This is a genomic window from Pseudoalteromonas sp. G5_S1_14_S5 (assembly GCF_054968605.1).
Genome location: NZ_JBQKUM010000016.1, coordinates 34,510 through 56,304, shown reverse-complemented (window position 1 = coordinate 56,304; position 21,795 = coordinate 34,510). Strand labels below are relative to the sequence as shown.

At 45.6% G+C, this 21,795-nt stretch carries 17 protein-coding genes; 11 read left to right on the top strand and 6 right to left on the bottom strand.

The window, feature by feature from the left end; all coding sequences use genetic code 11:
* Positions 1-123: 123 nt before the first annotated feature.
* Positions 124-2,754, bottom strand: a complete 2,631-nt coding sequence (gene ppc, locus ACTRWI_RS07090) for a phosphoenolpyruvate carboxylase (protein ID WP_499130101.1) — start codon at positions 2,752-2,754, stop codon at positions 124-126.
* A gap of 257 nt (positions 2,755-3,011) precedes the next feature.
* Positions 3,012-4,148: an acetylornithine deacetylase gene (gene argE, locus ACTRWI_RS07085; RefSeq protein ID WP_499130099.1), complete on the bottom strand. Its 1,137-nt coding sequence runs from the start codon at positions 4,146-4,148 to the stop codon at positions 3,012-3,014.
* 154 nt (positions 4,149-4,302) lie between these two features.
* Here argE and argC point away from each other — a divergent pair, with 154 nt between their 5' ends.
* From argC to argH, 4 genes are all read left to right on the top strand, one after another.
* The gene (gene argC, locus ACTRWI_RS07080) at positions 4,303-5,307 is read left to right on the top strand and encodes an N-acetyl-gamma-glutamyl-phosphate reductase (protein WP_499130097.1); all 1,005 of its coding nucleotides are present in this window, start codon (positions 4,303-4,305) and stop codon (positions 5,305-5,307) included.
* 12 nt (positions 5,308-5,319) lie between these two features.
* Positions 5,320-6,108, top strand: a complete 789-nt coding sequence (argB, locus tag ACTRWI_RS07075) for an acetylglutamate kinase (protein WP_499130096.1) — start codon at positions 5,320-5,322, stop codon at positions 6,106-6,108.
* Between the two features lie 113 nt (positions 6,109-6,221).
* Positions 6,222-7,433 (top strand): argininosuccinate synthase, encoded by a 1,212-nt coding sequence (locus ACTRWI_RS07070; RefSeq protein ID WP_063522850.1) that lies wholly within the window; start codon positions 6,222-6,224, stop codon positions 7,431-7,433.
* Between the two features lie 347 nt (positions 7,434-7,780).
* Positions 7,781-9,655 carry an argininosuccinate lyase gene (gene argH / locus ACTRWI_RS07065; protein ID WP_499130094.1) on the top strand — a complete coding sequence of 625 codons (1,875 nt, stop codon included), beginning with the start codon at positions 7,781-7,783 and terminating at the stop codon, positions 9,653-9,655.
* Between the two features lie 218 nt (positions 9,656-9,873).
* Here the strand turns inward: argH and ACTRWI_RS07060 are convergent, their stop codons facing one another.
* The gene (locus ACTRWI_RS07060) at positions 9,874-10,122 is read right to left on the bottom strand and encodes a DUF3624 domain-containing protein (RefSeq protein WP_499130092.1); all 249 of its coding nucleotides are present in this window, start codon (positions 10,120-10,122) and stop codon (positions 9,874-9,876) included.
* Between the two features lie 87 nt (positions 10,123-10,209).
* Here ACTRWI_RS07060 and ACTRWI_RS07055 point away from each other — a divergent pair, with 87 nt between their 5' ends.
* Positions 10,210-10,557, top strand: a complete 348-nt coding sequence (locus ACTRWI_RS07055) for a RidA family protein (RefSeq protein ID WP_004737155.1) — start codon at positions 10,210-10,212, stop codon at positions 10,555-10,557.
* Positions 10,558-10,927: 370 nt separating this feature from the next.
* Here the strand turns inward: ACTRWI_RS07055 and ACTRWI_RS07050 are convergent, their stop codons facing one another.
* Both ACTRWI_RS07050 and ACTRWI_RS07045 read right to left on the bottom strand, forming a co-directional pair.
* Positions 10,928-12,394, bottom strand: coding sequence for a dihydrolipoyl dehydrogenase (locus ACTRWI_RS07050; RefSeq protein WP_499130090.1), 1,467 nt, complete (start codon positions 12,392-12,394; stop codon positions 10,928-10,930).
* Positions 12,395-12,602: 208 nt separating this feature from the next.
* Positions 12,603-13,331 (bottom strand): glutathione peroxidase, encoded by a 729-nt coding sequence (locus ACTRWI_RS07045; RefSeq protein WP_499130088.1) that lies wholly within the window; start codon positions 13,329-13,331, stop codon positions 12,603-12,605.
* 225 nt (positions 13,332-13,556) lie between these two features.
* On the opposite strand from ACTRWI_RS07045, the gene oxyR reads away from it, so the two are divergent.
* Positions 13,557-14,450 (top strand): DNA-binding transcriptional regulator OxyR, encoded by an 894-nt coding sequence (oxyR, locus tag ACTRWI_RS07040; protein ID WP_004737158.1) that lies wholly within the window; start codon positions 13,557-13,559, stop codon positions 14,448-14,450.
* A gap of 93 nt (positions 14,451-14,543) precedes the next feature.
* Here oxyR and ACTRWI_RS07035 read toward each other — a convergent pair whose 3' ends face one another.
* On the bottom strand, positions 14,544-17,105 hold the full coding sequence (locus ACTRWI_RS07035; protein ID WP_499130087.1) for a penicillin-binding protein 1A: 2,562 nt from the start codon (positions 17,103-17,105) through the stop codon (positions 14,544-14,546).
* 151 nt (positions 17,106-17,256) lie between these two features.
* Between ACTRWI_RS07035 and pilM the strand changes: the two genes are divergently transcribed.
* The 5 genes from pilM to ACTRWI_RS07010 are packed head-to-tail and all read left to right on the top strand — an operon-like array spanning position 17,257 to position 21,725.
* On the top strand, positions 17,257-18,282 hold the full coding sequence (gene pilM, locus ACTRWI_RS07030) for a type IV pilus assembly protein PilM (RefSeq protein ID WP_499130086.1): 1,026 nt from the start codon (positions 17,257-17,259) through the stop codon (positions 18,280-18,282).
* Complete coding sequence (locus tag ACTRWI_RS07025; RefSeq protein ID WP_499130084.1) at positions 18,266-18,865, top strand: PilN domain-containing protein; 600 nt, start codon at positions 18,266-18,268, stop codon at positions 18,863-18,865. The genes pilM and ACTRWI_RS07025 overlap by 17 nt, the downstream gene beginning before the upstream one ends.
* Positions 18,858-19,469 (top strand): type IV pilus inner membrane component PilO, encoded by a 612-nt coding sequence (locus tag ACTRWI_RS07020; protein WP_499130083.1) that lies wholly within the window; start codon positions 18,858-18,860, stop codon positions 19,467-19,469. The genes ACTRWI_RS07025 and ACTRWI_RS07020 overlap by 8 nt, the downstream gene beginning before the upstream one ends.
* The gene (locus ACTRWI_RS07015) at positions 19,456-19,974 is read left to right on the top strand and encodes a pilus assembly protein PilP (RefSeq protein ID WP_499130081.1); all 519 of its coding nucleotides are present in this window, start codon (positions 19,456-19,458) and stop codon (positions 19,972-19,974) included. Before ACTRWI_RS07020 ends, ACTRWI_RS07015 begins: the two co-directional genes overlap by 14 nt.
* A 35-nt stretch (positions 19,975-20,009) precedes the next feature.
* Complete coding sequence (locus ACTRWI_RS07010; protein WP_499130079.1) at positions 20,010-21,725, top strand: type IV pilus secretin PilQ; 1,716 nt, start codon at positions 20,010-20,012, stop codon at positions 21,723-21,725.
* The last annotated feature ends 70 nt before the right edge of the window (positions 21,726-21,795 follow it).

Below are 21,795 nucleotides of genomic sequence, written 5' to 3'. Positions count from 1 at the left end.
ATAAAGTAGAATACATGGATAAAATAATCCAAAAAACTGACAAAAAACTCATTATGGTTGTTTTTTTGAAATAAAAGGTCGCACTGGGCGACCTTTTGTCTGTTTTGTAGTGTGAATCACTAATTAACCGGTGTTTCGCATGCCTGCAGCAATGCCTGCAATGGTCACCATTAGCGCTTCTTCTAACTCTGCTGGTGGTGTTTCGCTCTTACGAGTACGGTACAGCAGCTCAGCTTGAAGCATGTTCAATGGCTCTACGTAGATGTTACGTAGGCGAATTGACTCAAGCCCCCAAGGGTCGCTCTGCATCAGGTTTTCGTTGTTCTCTACATTTAGCACGGTCTTGATGTCTTTTTTCAGCTGTTCGCGCAGTAATTCACCCAGAGGTAATAGCTCTTCGTCAACAAGACGTTGGTCGTAGTACTTAGCGATCTCCATGTTGCACTTCGAGTACACCATTTCCAACATACCCAGGCGAGTAGAGAAGAATGGCCATTCGCGACACATTTCTTCAAGTAGGGCTTGGTGACCTTGGTCTACTGAGTATTGAATCGCTTCACCAGCGCCTAACCATGCAGGAAGTACCAAGCGGTTTTGGCTCCAAGAGAAGATCCATGGGATTGCACGTAGGCTTTCTACGCCGCCGTTCGGGTTACGTTTAGCAGGGCGAGAACCTAGAGGCAGTTTACCTAGCTCTAACTCTGGTGTTGCTTGACGGAAGTAAGGAACAAATTTCTCTTCACCACGAACCACGTTACGATAAGCTTCACAAGAGACTTGAGATAGTACTTCCATTAGGTCGCGCCAATCTTGTTTTGGCTCTGGTGGCGGCAGAAGGTTCGCTTCTAGAATCGCACTTGCGTACAGGTTGAAGCTGTTTACAGCAACATCTGGCAAGCCAAGCTTAAAGCGGATCATTTCACCTTGCTCAGTTACACGCAGGCCGCCTTTTAAGCTCTTAGGTGGCTGAGAAAGCAGTGCAGCGTGTGCTGGCGCACCACCACGACCAACCGTACCGCCACGACCGTGGAAGAGTGTCAGCTCAATGCCTTCTTCTTCACAAACCTTAACTAGCTTGTCCATCGCATCATACTGCGCCCAACCGGCAGACATTACGCCAGCATCTTTTGCTGAGTCTGAGTAGCCGATCATCACCATTTGGTGGTTTTGGATGAAGCCACGGTACAAGTCGATGCTCATTAGCTGTTTCATTACTGCTTCTGAATTGTTCAAGTCGTCTAGCGTTTCGAACAGTGGACATACGTCCATTCGGTACGGACAGCCACATTCTTGCAGTAGCAAGTGAACAGCCAGCACGTCTGATGCAGTACGAGCCATAGAAATTACGTAAGCACCGAAGGCTTCACGAGGTTGAGCAGCAATGACCTTACAGGTGTCTAAAACCTCTTTAACCTGCTCAGATGGTTCCCAATCGCGAGGAAGTAGCGGGCGCTTAGAGCTTAATTCATTGGTTAAGAAAGCAATCTTGTCTTGCTCGCTCCATTGGTCGTAATCGCCAATGCCTAGGTAGCGAGTCAGTTCAGACAGTACATCTGAGTGACGGGTACTTTCTTGACGAACATCGAGACGAACTAGGTGGACACCGAACGCTTTTAGGCGGCGCAAGGTATCAAGCAGGGAACCGTCTGCGATTACGCCCATGCCACACTCATGCAGCGATTGGTAACACGCGTAAAGCGGAGTCCAAAGTTGGTCGATGTTCTGTAGTATTTCTTTCTTCGGAACTTCAGTGTTATGCAGTTTTGCATCTAGTACTTCTAGTGTGTTGTTCAGCAGAGTACTTAGGTTCTTCAGAATGGCACGGTACGCTTCGTGCTCATCACCAGCTAGTTCACGAACGGTATCATTGCACTTAGTCATCGATAGTTCGGTAATCAGCTCGTTAATGTCACCCAAGTAAAGGTCTGCAGCTTTCCAGAGAGATAGGCGCAGTACTTCTTTGGTGATGGTGTGCGTTACGAATGGGTTACCATCGCGGTCACCGCCCATCCAAGATGAGAAGTGTACAGGGCGAGCATCAATTGGCAGGCCTTCGCCAAGGTAGCCTTTTAGTCGACCATCCATTTCGCGTAGGAAGTCAGGAACGGCTTCCCATAGTGAGTTTTCTACTACTGCAAAGCCCCATTTCGCTTCATCAAGTGGCGTAGGGCGTTGCTGACGAATCACATCTGAGTGCCAACCTTGAGCGATCAACTGCTCTAGGCGACGTTCGGTCTTCGCGCGCTCTTTTTGTGATAGGTCGCTTAACTCTAATTTAGACAGACACTCGTTGATTTTTACCAACTTGTTGATCATGGTGCGACGAGTGATTTCTGTTGGGTGCGCCGTTAGAACGAGTTCAATGTTCAGGTCGCGAACGGCTTGAGCTGCATCTAGCTTACTGATGTCGTTCTGGCTTAATTTGGAAAATAGAGATTGCAGCACGTCTGGTTCACAAACATGCTCTTCACAGTGGCGAGAGATAGTGTGGTATTGCTCTGCCATGTTAGTGAGGTTGAGAAATTGGTTAAATGCACGAGCAACAGGGGTCAGTTGTTCGTTTGGCAGGTTTTTGATTTCTTCAACTAAGCTGTCACGATCAGCCTGGTTCCCTGCGCGGGCGGATTTGGAAAGTTTACGGATAGTTTCCACTTTCTCTAAGATAACGTCACCGTGTGCATTTTGGATTGTGTTACCTAGCAAGCGTCCCAGCATGCTTACGTTACTCTTGAGAGCGGCGTATTTCTCGTTCATTGTCATCCTGCCTCGTAAAAAAGTTACATCCATTGTTCCTTGTTAAGTACACAATCTAGCGAAAACTGCTGTATCTAGTCAAATAAAGCATTCTAAGTTTGTAATTATTAGTTTTCGAAATGCGGGAGAAGTAAATTTTTCAATACTTCGGAATAAAGTGAAATTTAATTACAAGATCAGCTTATAGCGGGGATAACAGAATAAAAGCCACCTTTTGGGGCAGCTTTTATAAAAAAGTATCGTATAGGTAGCAATAACTAGAAACAATATTTACGGATTGATTTACCTAAAATATCAATCGTTGGGTCAATGAAATCGAAGCTTAAGAATTCATCCGGCTGGTGGGCTTGGTCAATCGAACCCGGACCCAATACCAAGGTTGGACATAGCTCTTGTAGGAAAGGCGCTTCAGTACAGTAGTTGACGGTTTGCGATTCAACTTCACATACTGACTCCATGCCGCCGATAAACGGATGGTCGTGTTGGCACTCATAACCTGGGATTGGCTCATGCAGTGGTGTAATTTCAATTCTGCCCGGCCATTTTGCTTCTACTTCTTTCAGCGCGCTGCGCAGCATGTTATCTAAACCGTCTAAGCTGATACCTGGCAGAGGACGTACGTCGTAGTGCAGCTCACAGCAGCCACAGATACGGTTAGCGCTGTCACCACCATGAATATGGCCTAGGTTTAGTGTTGGGCTTGGAATGGCGAACCCTGGATGGTGGTACTCTTTAATTAATTTGTCGCGCAACTGCATTAAAGCAAACAAGACTTCATGCATGATCTCGATGGCATTAACGCCTAATGCTGGATCTGAAGAGTGACCTGATTTACCGGTTACGCGCACGGCATTCGCCACGTGACCTTTGTGCCCACGAATCGGCACTAGGCTAGTTGGCTCACCAATGATGCAGTAATCCGGTTTAAACGGTGCATTTTCAGTGAAGTGACGCGCACCTAGCATGGTGGTCTCTTCATCACAGGTTGCCAATACATAAAGTGGCTTGGTCTGTTTGCTCCAATCCATCTTTCTTACAGCTTCATAGATAAAGGCGAAAAAGCCTTTCATATCGGCAGTGCCCAACCCGTAGAAGCGATTGTTGTGTTCTGTCAGTGCGTGAGGGTCGAAATTCCAACGCCCTTCATCAAATGGAACGGTATCGCTGTGTCCAGCAAATAATAAGCCGCCTTCACCCGAGCCCATTTTTGCGATCATATTATGCTTGCCTGGCTCAACTTCCACGACTTCTACGCTAAAGCCCAGGTCTTTAAACCATTGAACCATTTTTTCGATCACTTTCTCGTTGCCATGATCCCAGCTTGGATCAGTAGAGCTAATAGAGTCGGTGGAAATTAGGCCTTTATAGACCTCAAGGAAACTCGGTAATTGCATAATATCTTCACTTCTACTATTGACAGGAAAACTATAAGTCGGTAAAACACATATTAAATCATATTTAATGCATAATAAATCAAATAAAGCCAGGGATTAAGTATGAATAGTCAAATTTTGAAATGTAACTTACCTCGGAAATGGATGTGTTGAGATGTTGAAAACCACGATCATTGGCGCAAGCGGCTACACAGGAGCAGAACTGGCTCTAATGATAAACAGACACCCTGAGCTCACGCTATCAGGTTTGTATGTCTCAGCCAATAGTGTAGACGCAGGTAAACCTATTGCATCGCTACACGGTAAGCTAACGGGCTTGATTGATATGCCAGTTCAGCCGCTGACTAATCCAGAAGAAGTGGCAAAACAGTCTGATGTGATTTTCCTAGCGACAGCACATGAAGTGAGTCATGACCTAGCTCCTATCTTTTTAGAGAATGATTGCCAAGTATTCGACCTATCGGGTGCTTTTAGAGTTAAAGGCGAAAACTTCTACCAAGAGTTTTACGGCTTTGAACATCAACACGAACAGTGGCTAGACAAAGCGGCTTACGGCTTAGCTGAATGGAACGAACAAGAAATAAAAGAAGCTCAGCTTGTTGCAGTCGCAGGTTGTTACCCAACCGTATCACAACTGGCGATTAAGCCTTTGGTTGAAGCTAAGTTACTAGACGAGAACCAGTGGCCTGTGATTAACGCGACCAGTGGTGTCAGTGGAGCAGGGCGCAAGGCGACCATGGTCAACAGCTTCTGCGAAGTGAGCCTGCAAGCTTATGGTGTATTTAACCACCGTCATCAACCTGAAATGGCTGCACATTTAGGGTGTGATGTGATTTTCACTCCGCACCTAGGAAACTTTAAGCGCGGCATTTTAGCGACCATTACTATGAAGCTGGCTCAGGGCGTGACAGAACAACAGGTACAAGATGCCTTTGAACAAGCTTACCAAGGCAAGCCAGCCGTAAGGTTGCTCGAAGAGGCATTGCCAAGAATCCAAGATGTAGAACAGACACCTTTCTGCGATTTAGGTTGGAAGGTACAAGGTCAACACATCATCGTTGTTTCAGCGATTGATAACTTATTGAAGGGTGCATCTAGCCAAGCGATGCAGTGTTTAAATTTACGTTATGGTTTTGCGCCATTAACTGCGTTAGTGTAAAGGAATCTAGATATGAGCTTTAATAATCAACCATTAGTCATAAAGTTAGGCGGCGCTGCGCTATCTTGTGGTGAAACACTTAGCAAGTTATTTGGTGCTATCTCTGCTTACCAACAAGAAGCACAACGACCTATCGTGATTGTTCACGGCGGTGGTTACCTTGTTGATGATTTGATGAATAAGTTGAACCTTGAGACCGCTAAGAAAGAAGGTTTACGCGTTACTCCTTATGATCAGATTGCTGTTATTGCTGGCGCGCTAGCGGGCACGGCGAACAAATTACTGCAAGGTCAGGCGATTAAAGATGGTATTAATGCCGTTGGCTTGAGCCTAGCTGATGGTGGTTTATGCAAAGTGAGCGAATTGAACCCTGAACTGGGCGCAGTTGGCAAAGCTGAGCCAGGTGATTCAACAGTTCTACAAGCCATTCTGAATACTGGCGCACTGCCAATCATTAGTTCCATTGGTCTTACTGAGCAAGGTCAACTGATGAATGTGAATGCTGATCAAGCTGCGGTTGCTGTTGCTGGCGCACTTGATGCAGAGCTGGTACTGCTTTCTGATGTCAGTGGCGTACTAGATGGCAAAGGCCACCTAATTCCAAGCCTTAACCAGCAGCAAGCTGATGACCTTATCGAAGGTAAAGTGATTACTGATGGCATGATCGTGAAGGTGCAAGCCGCACTAGAAGCTGCTAACGACCTTGGACGACCAATCGAAGTCGCGACGTGGCGATACCCAGAAAAGCTAACACAACTGTTTTCAGGTAAAAGCATAGGAACACAGTTTTTACCTCAGTAGGCCTCACTGCGAGTCACTACTTAAAGAATTTAGACAAATTAAATAAACATATAATTATGAAGTCATTTCCAACGCTGACCGCCATGTGCAGTATGGAAACTAGGAGAAAGAAAATGAGCAAAGTTAACGTAAAGAAAGTTGTAGTAGCCTACTCTGGCGGTCTAGACACATCAGTAATCATTCCATGGTTGAAAGAGAACTATGACTGTGAAGTCGTGGCGTTTGTCGCGGATGTTGGTCAAGGAGCTGAAGAACTAGAAGGTATTGAAGAGAAAGCAAAAGCTTCGGGTGCTTCTGAGTGTTACATCGCTGACCTTAAAGAAGAGATGGTTGCTGATTACATCTTCCCAACGCTAAAAACCGGTGCTTACTACGAAGGAAAATACCTACTAGGTACTTCAATGGCTCGTCCAATCATTGCTAAAGCCCAGGTTGAAGTTGCGCGTAAAGTAGGTGCAGACGCACTGTGTCACGGTTGTACGGGTAAAGGTAATGATCAAGTTCGTTTTGAAGGTGCATTTGCTGCACTAGCACCAGATCTACACGTAATTGCACCATGGCGTGAATGGGATCTAGTGAGCCGTGAAGAATGTCTGGATTACCTAGCTGAGCGTAACATTCCTTGTACTGCTTCTCTGACTAAGATTTACTCGCGTGATGCAAACGCATGGCACATCTCTACAGAAGGTGGCGTACTAGAAGATACATGGAACGCGCCAAACGAAGATTGCTGGGCTTGGACGGTAGATCCTGAGCAAGCGCCAAACGAATCTGAAACAGTAACGCTTAAAGTAGAAAAAGGCGAAGTGGTTGCCGTTGACGGTGAAACAATGACGCCATACAACGCACTGGTTTACCTGAACGAGAAGGGTGCTAAGCACGGTGTTGGTCGTATCGATATCGTAGAGAACCGTCTTGTTGGTATGAAGTCACGTGGTTGTTACGAAACTCCGGGTGGTACTATCATGATGGAAGCACTGCGTGCAGTAGAGCAACTGGTTCTTGATAAAGCAGCATTTGAGTTCCGTGAAGAGCTAGGCGTTAAAGCTTCTCACCTTGTATACGATGGTCGTTGGTTCACTCCACTATGTAAGTCAATTCTTGCTGCGACAGAAGAGCTAGCGCAAGACGTTAACGGTGAGGTAGTTGTTAAGCTTTACAAAGGCCATGCAACGGTAACTCAGAAGCGTTCTGACAACAGCCTATACTCAGAAGAGTTTGCAACCTTTGGTGAAGATGAAGTTTACGACCAAAGCCATGCTGAAGGCTTCATCCGCCTTTACTCGCTATCAAGCCGTATCCGTGCTCTGAATAGCCAAAAGTAATGCTAACAATGAGTTAGTAAGCTAGCCTTCACTGAAATATTGAAGGCCAGTAAACAGACATGATTATGCAAAGCCCACTCACTATTGATTAGTGAGTGGGCTTTTTACTTTCTAATCGCCTAATAAATCAGCTTCGGTTTTTACTATGGGATGGCATATAATTCGTGCTCTACGCTGTAAAGAATCAATGGATGAATTTTTGGGTGAATAAATATGTGAATAAAATGAATTAATACTTTATTTTCATTTTGAATTGCCGTAAGTTTAAACCATCAGAAAAATACTGAATCTTAATCAGAATTATCATTTGCAAAAACAGTGAGCACTGTGCAATTAGGAGATACACAATGGCATTATGGGGCGGTAGATTTACCCAAGCAGCAGACACGCGGTTTAAAGATTTTAACGATTCTCTTCGTTTTGATTACCGATTGGCTGAGCAAGACATTGTGGGCTCAATTGCCTGGTCTAAAGCTCTACTGTCGGTCAACGTATTAACAGAAGAAGAGCAGCAGAAGCTTGAGTTAGCACTGAATGAGCTAAAACTTGAGGTGATGGAAGACCCGGAGCAGATTCTACGTTCTGATGCAGAAGACATTCATAGCTGGGTTGAACAACAACTTATCAGCAAAGTCGGTGATTTGGGTAAAAAGCTTCACACTGGCCGTTCTCGTAATGACCAAGTGGCGACAGACCTGAAACTGTGGTGTCGTCAGCAAGGTAATCAACTACTGTTGGCGCTTGATCGCCTGCAGAGCCAAATGGTTAATGTTGCTTCTCAGCATCAAGGTACCGTGCTTCCTGGCTACACTCACTTACAACGTGCTCAGCCAGTAACGTTTGCTCACTGGTGTTTGGCTTACGTTGAAATGTTTGAGCGTGATTACTCGCGTTTGAATGATGCGATTAAGCGTCTAGATACATGTCCGCTGGGTTCTGGTGCCCTTGCAGGAACCGCTTACCCGATGGACCGTGAAGAGTTAGCTCACAACTTAGGTTTCCGTCGTGCAACGCGCAACTCTCTAGATTCAGTATCAGACCGTGACCATGTGATGGAACTGATGTCGATCGCTTCTATCTCTATGCTTCACCTTTCTCGTCTTGCAGAAGATATGATTTTCTACAACTCTGGTGAATCAAACTTCATCGAGTTAGCGGATACCGTGACATCAGGTTCATCTCTGATGCCACAGAAGAAAAACCCAGATGCACTAGAGCTTATCCGTGGTAAAACAGGCCGTGTATACGGTTCACTTGCTGGCATGATGATGACAGTAAAAGCATTGCCTTTGGCTTACAACAAAGACATGCAAGAAGATAAAGAAGGTCTGTTCGACGCTTTAGACACTTGGAATGACTGTATGGAAATGGCGGCGTTGTGTTTTGACTGCATCAAAGTGAACGGCGAGCGTACACTTGAAGCGGCGAAGCAGGGTTATGCGAATTCTACGGAACTGGCCGATTACCTTGTAGCGAAAAACATTCCTTTCCGTGAAGCTCACCATATCGTAGGCGTAACCGTCGTTGCGGCGATTGCGAAAGGCTGCGCTCTAGAAGAGTTAACCATTGCAGAGATGAAAGAGTTCTCTGAGGTGATAGAAGAGGATGTGTACGACATCCTGACCATTGAATCGTGTCTTGAGAAACGTAGTGCGCTAGGTGGTGTATCTCCGAAGCAAGTGGCTTACGCAGTTGATCAAGCTGAGAAGCGTTTGGCGCAACGTGATACCTCTATCGTTAAGGTTCGTCCTGCTCGTTTGACTGATATTGAAGCGTTGGAAGGCATGGTTGCTTACTGGGCGAACATGGGTGAAAACCTGCCTCGCTCTCGTAATGAACTGGTGCGTGATATTGGCTCATTCGCCGTCGCAGAACATCATGGTGAAGTGACCGGTTGTGCATCGCTCTATGTCTATGACTCTGGCTTAGCTGAAATTCGATCATTGGGTGTCGAAGCTGGCTGGCAAGGTCAAGGTCAAGGTACCGCGATTGTTCAGCACTTGGTTGAGAAAGCACGACAAATGGCGATTAAGAAAGTGTTTGTGCTGACCCGTACACCTGAGTTCTTTATGAAGCATGACTTCTTACCAACATCGAAATCTCTGCTGCCTGAGAAGGTACTGAAAGATTGTGACCAGTGTCCTCGCCAACATGCATGTGATGAAGTCGCCTTGGAAGTGAACTTGGTCGAGCAGATAATTGCTAAGGTGAATGTTGCATAACACCTTGATTTTATGGGCCCTAAAAAAAGATAAAAAATCTGATCTTTTTTGGGAACAAATTAAGAAAAGCCCGGTCTATTAAAGTACCACTGCTTTTTCTTAGAATTTTCTAAGAAAGCCCCAAAACCGATTGGTTTTGGGGCTTTTTTCTATCTGCAGTTTGGCGAAAGGTAAGAGATCGATAATTGAGATGGCCGCCTGTCCTATAAATACCTCAGCTAACGCTTTTTGCTTCTCAAAGGCAGTACCAAAAACTTCATTATCCAATGCAGCGACAATAAGCCACTGAATGCGAAAGCTGCCATCGTCAAAACGATGGCATTGATGATTTTTGGGTTTTCCCTGAAAAACAGCCACCATACTCCCCAACTCAATATCGTCAACACCGTGAGTTGATTCATACAACGTTGGCAACGACCGAGTTTGTTGAAGATTTTTTCATTTTTATTGCAATGAAGACATGTCATCTTGGGCTTGATTCGCGTTATGCTTATTGCCCTGATAATAATACGTCACAAGATATTGGATCACGGTGACATAGAGAGAGAAGATCGATGATTGAGCGCCAAGAAACCAAGCAACGCATGAGCCGTATTGTAAAACACAACGGTACTATCTACCTATGTGGCCAAGTTTGTGCGGATGCTACAAAAGGCATTACAGAACAAACACAGACGATGCTGGACAAAGTAGAAGCGTTACTTGAGCAAGCAGGCAGCGACAAAGAGCACATGCTGTCAGCAACGATTTACTTGAAAGACATGAAAGACTTCCAAGAGATGAACGCAGTATGGGATGCATGGGTTCCAGAAGGTCACGCTCCAGCTCGCGCATGTGTGACTGGCGATATGGCTCGTGAAGCACTACTGGTTGAGATCTCTGTGATTGCAGCTGAGAAGTAATTCTCTCGCATTTAGCGGCAAGTAACGGTTTTAAGAGATTCCAGATACTTCGTCCCTCAGTTCTGGAACGACGGACGAAGTTTTGGCTTAGTTGCTTAACTAAATCAACGTCATTCCCGATAGTGACGAAGGAGCGTAGTCGGGAATCTCTGTTTATGTGTGAAAGAGGCTCTAGATACTTCGTCCTTCAGTTCTGGAACGACGGATTAAGTTTTGGTTTAGTTGTACAAATAAACCAGCGTCATTCCCGAAAGCGACGAAGGAGCGTAATCGGGAATCTGTTATTTGCTCGTTGCCAAAAACAAAAAGGAAGGCCAATGGCTTTCCTTTTTAATATCTAATCTATGCGTTCTGTCTCAATCGACCGAGATTAACAACCTGGACCACAGTCTAGACAGTGTTTCACCATCTCTGGACCTAAGTGCAGTTTCGCGTTGAGGTCACGTAGTGCAGTTCGTACACCCTCTTCGATTACTGGGTGATAGAACGGCATGTCTAGCATTTCAGAAACCGTCATCTTGTTTTGGTGTGCCCATGCTAACAAGTGCGCCAAGTGTTCTGCGTCTGGTCCCATCATTTCAGCACCAAGGAAGCGACCTGTACCTTGCTCGCCGTAAACGTGCAGAATACCTTTGTTGCGTAGCATCACTCGTGAGCGGCCTTGGTTCTCGAAAGACACTTCACCCGTTGCGAAACAGCCACATGTGCCCAGTCGGGTGGTGATTTCTTTGTACGTTTCACCAACCATCGCGATTTGCGGGTCAGAGAAAACCGCTGAGATTTTAGAGCGGCGCAGGCCCGCACGAATCTCAGGGAAGCGACCTGCGTTGTCGCCGGCAATGCGCGCTTGGTCTGCTGCCTCATGTAACAGAGGTAGTTGATTGCTAGCATCGCCCGCAATAAAGATTGATGGTAACGATGTTTGCAGTGTGTAGTGGTCTGCAACTGGTACACCGCGCTCATCAAGCTCTAGAGAGGTATTCTCTAAACCAAGTTTATCCGTGTTAGGACGACGACCTGTTGCAGCCAGCACGTACTCAACGATGTTGGTTTCTAGCTCACCTTGCTTATTGATGAACTGAATTTCGACACGTGGCTCACCCGATTCATTGGTAATACGCTTCATGCTTTCGATTTTCACGTCGGCATCTAGGTAGAACTCTTCATTAAAGGCTTTATCTGCGTAAGCCATGATCTCTGGGTCAGTGACTGGGCCAACTTGACCACCCAGACCGAACAGTTTGGTTTTAACACCTAGACGATGCAGTGACTGACCAAGCTCTAGGCCAATAACACCAGGGCCAAATACGGCAACGGACTCTGGTAAATCGTCCCAGCTGAATACGTCGTCGTTAATGATTAGGCGGTCGCCAAGTTCATTCCAAACAGCAGGGTATGCAGGGCGAGAGCCGGTTGCGATAACAATACGCTTTGCCGTGATCACTGTGTGGTTATCAACTTGAAGTGTGTTGTCATCTAAGAATTTTGCGTAGCCAGAGATCTTATCTTGCTCTGGGATTTCATCGACGCCTTCTAAAACAAAACCAACAAAACGGTCACGTTCAAACTTCACTCGGTCCATGACTTCACGACCATTAATTACGATATCGCCTTGTGGGTGAACGCCAAAAGCCGGAGCTTTCTCGATTTGGTGTACGCTCTCCGCAGCGGCAATAAGCAGTTTAGATGGCATACAACCAACACGAGCACAGGTTGTACCGTAAGGGCCGCCTTCAATCATCACGACACTGTCAGTGTGTGCTTTTGCAGCGCGGTATGATCCTAGACCTGCCGTACCGCCCCCGATAACTGCTACATCTACATTGACTTGTTTCATAATAATTTTCTCTCGCAATGGCTAAATTTAGTGTGAATGCCCCCCTCCAACTCATGTGATATTTCAGTGAGTCAGGATAGCGGGTCAGTTTTGTGATTCTGTTTGATTAGGTTTAGCTTGTGACTGTGGTAAATGCGAGCCACAAGCTTGATTCAACCCGATAGGGTTAGCCAACCCACAAGTGGGTGGGTTAGCCATTTGGCAGTGATTAGCCTAAGAAAGTTTCTAGCTCTTCGCTACCACCAATGTGTTTACCACCGATGAATACTTGAGGAACCGTTGTGCGACCAGAGATTGCACGTAGGCTTACAGTAGTAGCGTTTTTACCTAGTACGACTTCTTCGTAGTTTAGACCTTTGTCGATTAGGTTCTGTTTCGCTTTCATACAGAAAGGACAGCCAGGCTTAGTGAATACTGTGATTGACTCTTGCTCTTTGTGCTCCGGATCAATGTAGTTCAGCATAGTGTCTGCATCAGAAACCTTGAATGGGTCGCCTGGTACGTCTTCTTCGATGAACATTTTCTCTACCACGCCGTTCTTAACCAGCATACTGTAGCGCCATGAACGTTTGCCGAAGCCGATGTCGTTTTTCTCAACTAGCATACCCATGCCATCTGTGAAATCACCGTTACCATCTGGGATGAATGTGATGTTTTCTGCTTCTTGGTCTGCTTTCCATGCGTTCATTACGAACGTATCGTTTACAGAAACACAAAGGATGTCATCAACACCGTTCTCTTTGAACACTGAATGTAGTTCGTTGTAACGAGGAAGGTGGCTTGACGAACAAGTTGGCGTAAACGCGCCTGGTAGGCTGAATACGATAACTGTTTTGTCTTTGAATAGCTCTTCAGTCGTTACGTTAACCCATGCATCACCTTGGCGAGTTGGGAATGTTACTTGAGGGATTGATTGACCTTCTTTAGATGCAAACATATTGATTTCCTTAAATAATATTTTAATTTTGTTCTAGTAGAGCTTAACGCTTTTCGCTGCCCTGTTTTGTTTTGTTTTGTTGAGCCCATTATTAGATAAATTCTTTGATAGCTCTAATCGTTTGATGTTATGGTTTTGATAGGTAAATTCTATCAAGAGCATTTTTCTTTTAAATGTTGCTATGAAAACCCTTGTTCTTTTTAAACCTGAGGTAAGAGACTGATCATGAACATTCGTGACTTTGAATACTTGGTGGCGCTCGCAGAGCACAAACACTTCCGAAAAGCGGCAGAAGCGTGCTTTGTCAGTCAGCCAACACTAAGCGGTCAAATACGCAAACTAGAGGATGAAATCGGACTTCAGTTAACCGAGCGTAGTCCAAGGAAGGTCATATTTACAGAATCAGGGTTACAACTTGTTGAACAAGCCAAACGTATTCTCAACGAAGTGAAGACTTTTAAGGATATGGCGAGTGGCCACGGTGAAGCGATGACCGGACCAATGCATATTGGTTTCATTCCAACCGTGGGTCCTTACATTCTGCCTAAGATTGTCCCTCACCTGAAAGAGAGCTTTCCCGAGTTAGAGCTGTACCTGCATGAAGCGCAAACTCATCAATTAGTGAGCCAATTGGAAGATGGCAAGCTTGATTGCTTGGTACTGGCTGCAGTTGATGAAACGGCGGTGTTCAAAGAGATTGATGTGTATGACGAGCCATTAAGTGTCGCGGTTCCATGTGACCATGAGTGGGCTCAGCAGGACACAGTAGACATGCTTCAACTCAATGGACAGACAGTCTTAGCACTTGGTGATGGTCACTGTTTGAGAGACCAAGCCTTAGGGTTCTGTTTTGCTGCGGGTGCAAAAGACGATGAGCGCTTTAAAGCGACTAGCTTAGAGACGCTGCGTAACATGGTCGCTGCAGGCGCGGGGATTACCTTGCTACCTCAATTGTCTGTACCGAAGGAAAAACAGAAAGATGGCGTGTGCTACGTGCCAGCGGTAAATCCAACACCTTCACGTCGTATTGTGGTTGCGTACCGTCCGGGGTCTCCATTAAAAGGGCGCTTTGAGCAACTGGCGGAGACGATTCGCACTCAGTTGGAAAAGGTCGTTTAGCTTAACCTCCGTATAGCAGAGACAAAAAAGGGTTGATATGAATTCATATTAACCCTTTTTATTGGTTCATCTTGCTAGGTTCATAAACCCTATCTAGAACAGCTCTTCTACCGTTTCACCTGAAGAGGTAGAGTAGATATCATCATTGAAACGCTCTGTGATGTACTCAGTAGGTTCAGTGCCTTTCACGAAGTACTCAAACATTGATGAGCTATCGTACTTGTTGGTCAGTAAGCCTGTATCACGATCAATACGAACACGAACGATGTTTTCTGGAATCTCTTTGCGTTGTGCTGGAATGCCTGCTAATGCCGTACCCATGAAGTCTACCCACGCAGGCTCTGCTGTCTTAGCACCAGCTTCCGCACCTGTAATCTGGTTCTTACCAAGGTTAGAGTTCGCTTTAGTACGACCTAGGTTACGGTTGTGGTTATCAAAACCAACCCATACCGTTGCAACCATGCCTGGGCCATAGCCGCTGTACCAAGTATCTTTCGAGTCGTTAGTTGTACCGGTTTTGCCACCAATATCACGACGTTTCAGTGGTTGAGCACGCCAACCTGTACCGTTCCAACCGGTTCCCGCACTCCAATCACCGCCGCCCCATATATTGCTGTACATCATTTCACGAACTAGGAATGCGTTCTGCTCAGAGATAACTTGAGGAGCGTATTGCACTTTCGCATCCACATCTTGCTCGGCAAACTCATCCGCCATTGGATCGGTCGTGATGGTCTGTTTGCAATCTTCTTTACAGACAACTTTTGGTGTTGCTTCAAACTCAGTCTCGCCAAATGGAGTCTCAACGCGGCTGATGTAGAAAGGTTCAACGTAATAACCACCGTTAGCGAATACTGAGTAACCTTGTGCTACTTTCATTGGCGTTAAACTACCAGCACCTAGCGCAATAGTTTCAGAACGAGGCACTTCATCGATATCAAAACCAAAGCGAGTTAGGTAGTTACGAGTATCATCTAATCCAACTTCGCGCAGTACACGTACCGCCATTACGTTTTTCGATTGAGCTAAACCAATACGTAAACGAGTAGGGCCGACGTAAGTTGGTGGTGAGTTCTTTGGTCGCCATGCCGTACCTTGGCTCTTATCCCATTGGTTGATTGGTGCATCGTTGATAAGAGAAGCTAGTGTTAAGCCTTTCTCAATTGCAGCTGAGTAAATGAAAGGCTTGATACCAGAACCAACTTGACGAATAGATTGCGTCGCACGGTTGAATTTGTTGTGTATGAAGTTAAAGCCACCAACCATCGACAATACAGCGCCGTTGTTTGGATTCATTGCCACGAATGCAGTGTTCGCATTCGGCACTTGGCTTAGGCGCCAAACTACTGGAGTGTCAGATTCTGTTGTTACTGACTCTTCTGTTGCTTCCTCAGAGACTTCGTTACCTGTGATGGCGTCATGACGTACCCAAACTTGTTCACCAACTGCAAGAATCTCTTTGGCTTGAGAAGGTGCTGGACCTTGGCGGTCGTCTGTTAGGAACTTACGCGCCCAATTCATACCTTGCCATTCGATCGTGCCTTCGCCTTGATTCTTCACCCATACTTTAGCGCTTTTCGAATCAACAGTAGTCACTACAGCAGGAACTAGGTCACCATAGGTTGGTTGAGACTTAAGGTGTTTAACGATCTTGTCGTGGTCCCAAGCCGATTGAGCGGTTTGCCAAAGTACTTTTTCAGCACCACGGTAGCCGTGACGCTCATCGTAGCTAAGTAGGTTCTTAATCGCAGCTTGGTTTGCCGCTTTTTGCAGCTTCGAATCAACGGTTGTGTAGACCTTCATACCAGAGGTATATGCGTCTTCACCATAGCGTTCAACCATCCAAGCACGAGCTACTTCTGCCACGTATGGTGCGCTCAGTTCGATTTCTGCACCGTGGTACTTCGATACAAGCTGTTCATTGCTTGCTTCATCAAATTCGGCTTGAGTGATGTATTTTTCGTCGAGCATACGACGCAATACAACGTTACGACGGTTAGTCGCACGTTCAATAGAGTAGAGAGGGTTCATGGTTGATGGTGCTTTCGGCATACCAGCCAGAGTCGCGATCTCACTCAGCGTAAGATCCGGAAGATCTTTACCAAAGTAAACGCGTGCTGCTGCGCCAAAACCATACGAACGGTGACCAAGGAAGATCTTGTTAACGTAAAGCTCCATGATCTCTTCTTTGCTCAGCAATTGCTCGATATGGATCGCAATAAAGATCTCTTTAATCTTACGCATGATCTTTTTCTCATTAGATAAGAAGAAGTTACGCGCAAGCTGCTGAGTAATGGTACTCGCCCCTTGTTTTGCCGAACCTGACATCGCTACTACGATAGCTGCACGAGTAATGCCGATTGGGTCAATACCAGGGTGTTCGTAGAAGCGGCTATCCTCGGTAGCAATTAAAGCCTCAACTAAGTGGCGAGGGATATCGTCATAAGTCACTGGAATACGACGTTTTTCACCAAATTGGGAGATCAACTTACCGTCTTGGCTGAAGACCTGCATTGGAGTTTGGAGTTCTACGTCGCGCAAAGTGGCAACATCAGGCAACTCTGTTTTTACGTAGTAATAAAACCCAAAAATTGTACTGACTCCAAGAATCATGCAAATCAATGTAAATATGAATAATCGCTTTATGAACTTCACCGGATAATCCCTGATTAGTTAAGGCTGATAAGCAGCAAACCCTTGTACTCTAGGCTAAAAAAATAGCTTTCGTTTATTAACGCTTATTTAACTAATAATCACAACCCCTAGATAATCAACGAAATGCTTGGCACTTCAGGAGCTAGGTCACATGGGTTCATCATTAATTACAGGTATAGATATAAATCACCACAGCATCAGAGCTGTGGTGCTAAAACCCGTGGGGGAATTGTATGCCCTAGTGGGATACAAAGAGCTGCCGATTTCGGACGACATTTTTACAGCTAACCATACTTTGGAGTATCAGAAAACTGTTAAGAAACTCAAAGAACTTAGGAAAGGGCTGCCTTTCGGCTGTCGTAATGTCGCCATTTCGGTACCTGATAACACGGTGATCAGCAAGGTACTGCAAATTGAGACTGAACTTGAAGACAGAGAGAAAGAGTTTTCGATTTATCAAACCTTCGCCCATCAATCTCCTTTTCCCATCGAGGAGCTGAGTTTAGATTTTGTGAAGCTGGAAGACAAACGATTTGGTAAAGGTTCGACGAGCAGTTATCAGGTTTATGCTACTCGTAAAGAAGTGGTCGATAGCCGAACAGAGGCATTAATCAAGGCTGGCTTTAAACCTGTTGTTGTTGATACGCAGGCGCATGGTTTGCTTCATGTGTGGCAGCTTGCTTCACGCTTGTACCCAGAGAAAAGTAATTGGCTGTTAGTGGACATTGGTGTTGATCAAACCTCGCTGGGCATCATTCCTCAGGGGGCTTCCCCTTTCTATAAAGACATCGCCTTTGGTACGCAAGACCTTTGCAGTATCGAAAACCCCAATGATATTGAGGCTGAGTTTGGCAGTGCCCAGGACACTCATCAATTTATCGTTAACTTGATTGAGAAGCTCAAACGTCAGTTGCAGATCTATTCCTCGGTGAATGCTCACCAACCTATCTCTGGTATTTGGTTAATGGGCGAGGGCGCCAGTACGCCTATGGTGACCGACGAGCTCGAACGCCATTTTCAGCTGAGCTGTGAATCATTGAATCCTTTATCCTTGTTTGAGAATCAAGTCGCGAGGAAGTGTCGCCTACAAATGGATTGGCAACATTTTGGTATTGCTGCGGGTATGGCGATGAGCGGACTTAAATGGCAGGGAGAGAAGCATGTTGCATCAAATTAATCTGCTACCTTGGCGAGATGAGATTCGTGCTCAACACCGAAAGCGTTTTATCCATTTAGTTATCCTTGGCGTGATTGTGGCTGTGGCTGGGCAATGGGCAGTCGGAAACTATTCCCATGATCAACAGGCTAAACAACAAGCTCGTCTTAATTATCTCAACCTATACATTGCAGGGCTTGACCGACAGATTCAGTCATTAAAAGTCGCGGAGCAAGAGCACAAAGCCATTTTGACTCGGCTTGATGTCGTGGAATCTTTGCAGCTCGGTCGCAATAAAACCACCGACGTTATGAACTTGATGCCGAAGCTGATTCCTGAGGGCGTGTATGTCGACAAGATAAAGATGAACGGCCAAGAGATTGAAATGGCCGGCATCAGTGACAGTACCGCTCGTCTTGCCACCATGCTGGATAACTTAGAACGCTCTGAATCCCTGAAAGAGGTCGAGATGCACTCTATTGTCCATAACCATAAGCGCTTCAATAAAGCGTTTCAGACCTTCAAGGTTTCTTTCGTGTTCAGCCCTGTGTTATTAGAGAGCACAACTGCACATCGAAAGGCTAAGGGGGCCAACCATGGCTAGCTTTCAAAACATGATGAGCCTGCAAGAGCTTGATATCGATGAGATCACCGAGTGGCCACTGTTGCCTCAGTTATTGGTGATTCTATTGCTGGTGGCGCTCATTCAAGGGCTGGGAACCTGGCTCTATATTCTGCCCTTGGATGATGAGCTACAACAAATGAAGCAGCAAGAGCAGACCTTGAAAGCAACACTGCGTATCAAAGCCAATAAGGTTGCTGCTTTACCTAAGCTTCAAGACCAACTGGATGAACTAACCAGTCGCTACGATTACCTGTTAGAACAGCTGCCTGTGCAAAAGGAGTTGGCGAGCATGTTGGCATCAGTCAATGAGCTTGGTTTAGATAACTCACTAACCTTTACCCGAATCGACTGGGGTGAAAAACAAAATAAAGCCTTCTTATACCGCTTACCTCTTAATATCGAGTTGACTGGCGATTACCACGAGATAGGTGACTTCTCTGCAGCTATCGCCAAGCTCCCGCGAATCATCAGCTTTGATGATGTGAGTTGGCAGAGAGTGAGCCAAGATAGCAGCACACTTCACTTTAGAGTTCGAGCTTATACCTACCAGTTTAAGTCGGAGGTCAACGATGAGGCTCAATAGCGTGCTCTATTCAACTTTATTACTGCTGATGTTGTCAGGCTGCAAAGCCAATCAAGATTCATTAGAAGATTTTGTGGTGCAGGTTGAGCTCAAAGCGAAAAAAGAGGTTGAGCAGCTTGTTCCTGCGACTGAGTTCTCAGCCGCAACCTACCAACGACGCGCTTTTCGTCCTCCCTTTGAACTACCCAAAGAAGCGATCGTGCAAAACCAGCCCTTGGTGAAGAAAGATTGCTGGCAACCCAGCGCTCGTGCACGTAGTGGCAAGTTGGAGAAATACCCACTGAGTAAATTGCGCTTGAAAGGTGTGATGGGCAGTGGAAAGAGTGTGTTTGGGCTTGTACAAACGCCTAAGGGCAATGTCGTCAATGTGAAAAAAGGCCAGTTTATTGGTTTAAACAACGGTCGAGTTACTAAGGTGACGAGCCAGTACGTTCTGATTAATGAAACTCTTCCAGATGGTTTAGGTTGTTGGCATAAGCGCAACGTTAGGCTGGCTCTGAAATAAACTAATGTCACATGATGTGAATATGAGATGTAAATATGAATAAAGGAATAAGTGGATTAGTGAGCAAAGTTCTACAAGGTCTTGCTGTGTCCATGATATTGGTTTTTAGCGTATTTGGTTACGCAGAGAGCTCGACTAATAAATTAGAGAACATTGATTTTAGAGTTAACAAGGATAAAGACGCTGTCATTATCATTGAGCTAGCAACCAGCAGCGCGGTCGTCGATGTTCAGCGAGCACAAGAAGGCTTGAGCATCGAACTTATTAATACAGAAGTAGATGATGACAAACTCTACCTTTTGGACGTCAAAGACTTCGCGACTCTGGTTGAGGATATTGAAGTATACAAAGAGACGCCAAGCACTCGGTTATTGGCAACGATTAACAGTGACTATGAATACGAATATGTCCTCAAGGGGCGCTTTATCGAGGTGGAGGTCAGTAAGCCTAAAATTGAAGAAGTTGCGACGGAGAAAAGCATACTTGAGAAAGAGAGTAAGCTGATATCGATTAACTTCCAAGATATCCCAGTTCGAAATGTCCTTCAGTTGATTGCTGACTACAATAAGTTCAACTTGGTGGTATCAGACTCGGTCGCGGGTAACCTGACGCTACGTTTGGATGGTGTTCCTTGGCAGCAAGTTCTCGACATTATCTTGCAAGTTAAGGGCTTGGATAAGCGCGTCGATGGCAACGTTATCTTGGTCGCTCCCAAAGCAGAACTGGATCTTAGAGAACAGCAAGCGCTCGAAAAGTCCCGCCTAGAAGAAGAGCTTGGGGAACTTAAATCAGAAATCATCAAGATTAACTTTGCTAAAGCCATCGACATTGCTGACATGATTGGTGGTGAAGGGGCGGTGAGTATGCTGTCTGATCGCGGTTCAATTACCATAGATGAACGCACGAACTCTTTGCTGATTCGCGAGTTGGAAGAGAACATTGCGGTGATCCGCGGCATTATTGAGTCGTTAGATATCCCTGTGAAGCAAGTACAGATAGAGGCGCGCATTGTTACCGTAACCGAAGGTAACCTTGATGAACTCGGCGTGCGCTGGGGCGTTTCATCGACCAATGGAAGCTTCACCGTTGGTGGTTCAATCGAAGGTAATCACCCTTCTGCCATTACACCTTATGATGATCATGGCAGCAGCGTGATAGATGATTACCTTAACGTGAATTTGGCGGCGACATCGCCAAATGCCTCGAGTATTGCGTTTCAGGTGGCTAAGCTTGGTTCAGATACGCTGCTCGATCTTGAGCTATCTGCACTGCAACAAGAGTCTAAGGCGGAGATCATCTCTAGCCCACGCTTAATCACCACCAATAAAAAGCCGGCTTATATTGAGCAAGGGACTGAAATTCCTTACTTAGAGTCCTCTTCGAGTGGTGCCACGTCCGTCGCATTTAAGAAAGCTGTGTTGAGTTTGAAAGTTACCCCTCAAATCACACCAGACAATCGCTTGGTTCTGGATTTGAGTGTGACTCAAGATAGCCCTGGGCAAGTGGTGAAAACAGGAACGGGGGAAGCGGTCGCGATAGATACCCAAAGAATAGGTACGCAAGTGCTTGTTAATAATGGTGAAACCGTTGTTCTTGGTGGAGTATTTCAACACAGTGTTAGTAGTACAGTCGATAAAGTTCCTTTGCTGGGAGACCTTCCTTTATTGGGTGCATTGTTCCGTCGTAGCTACGAAAATGTGGGTAAAAGTGAACTGCTTATTTTTGTTACACCTAAAGTTGTGATTCAGTAACGTACAATTAGATTAAAAATAAAGTTGCATTAGTGGCACCTAACCTTGATAATTTCGGGTCTTATCACGA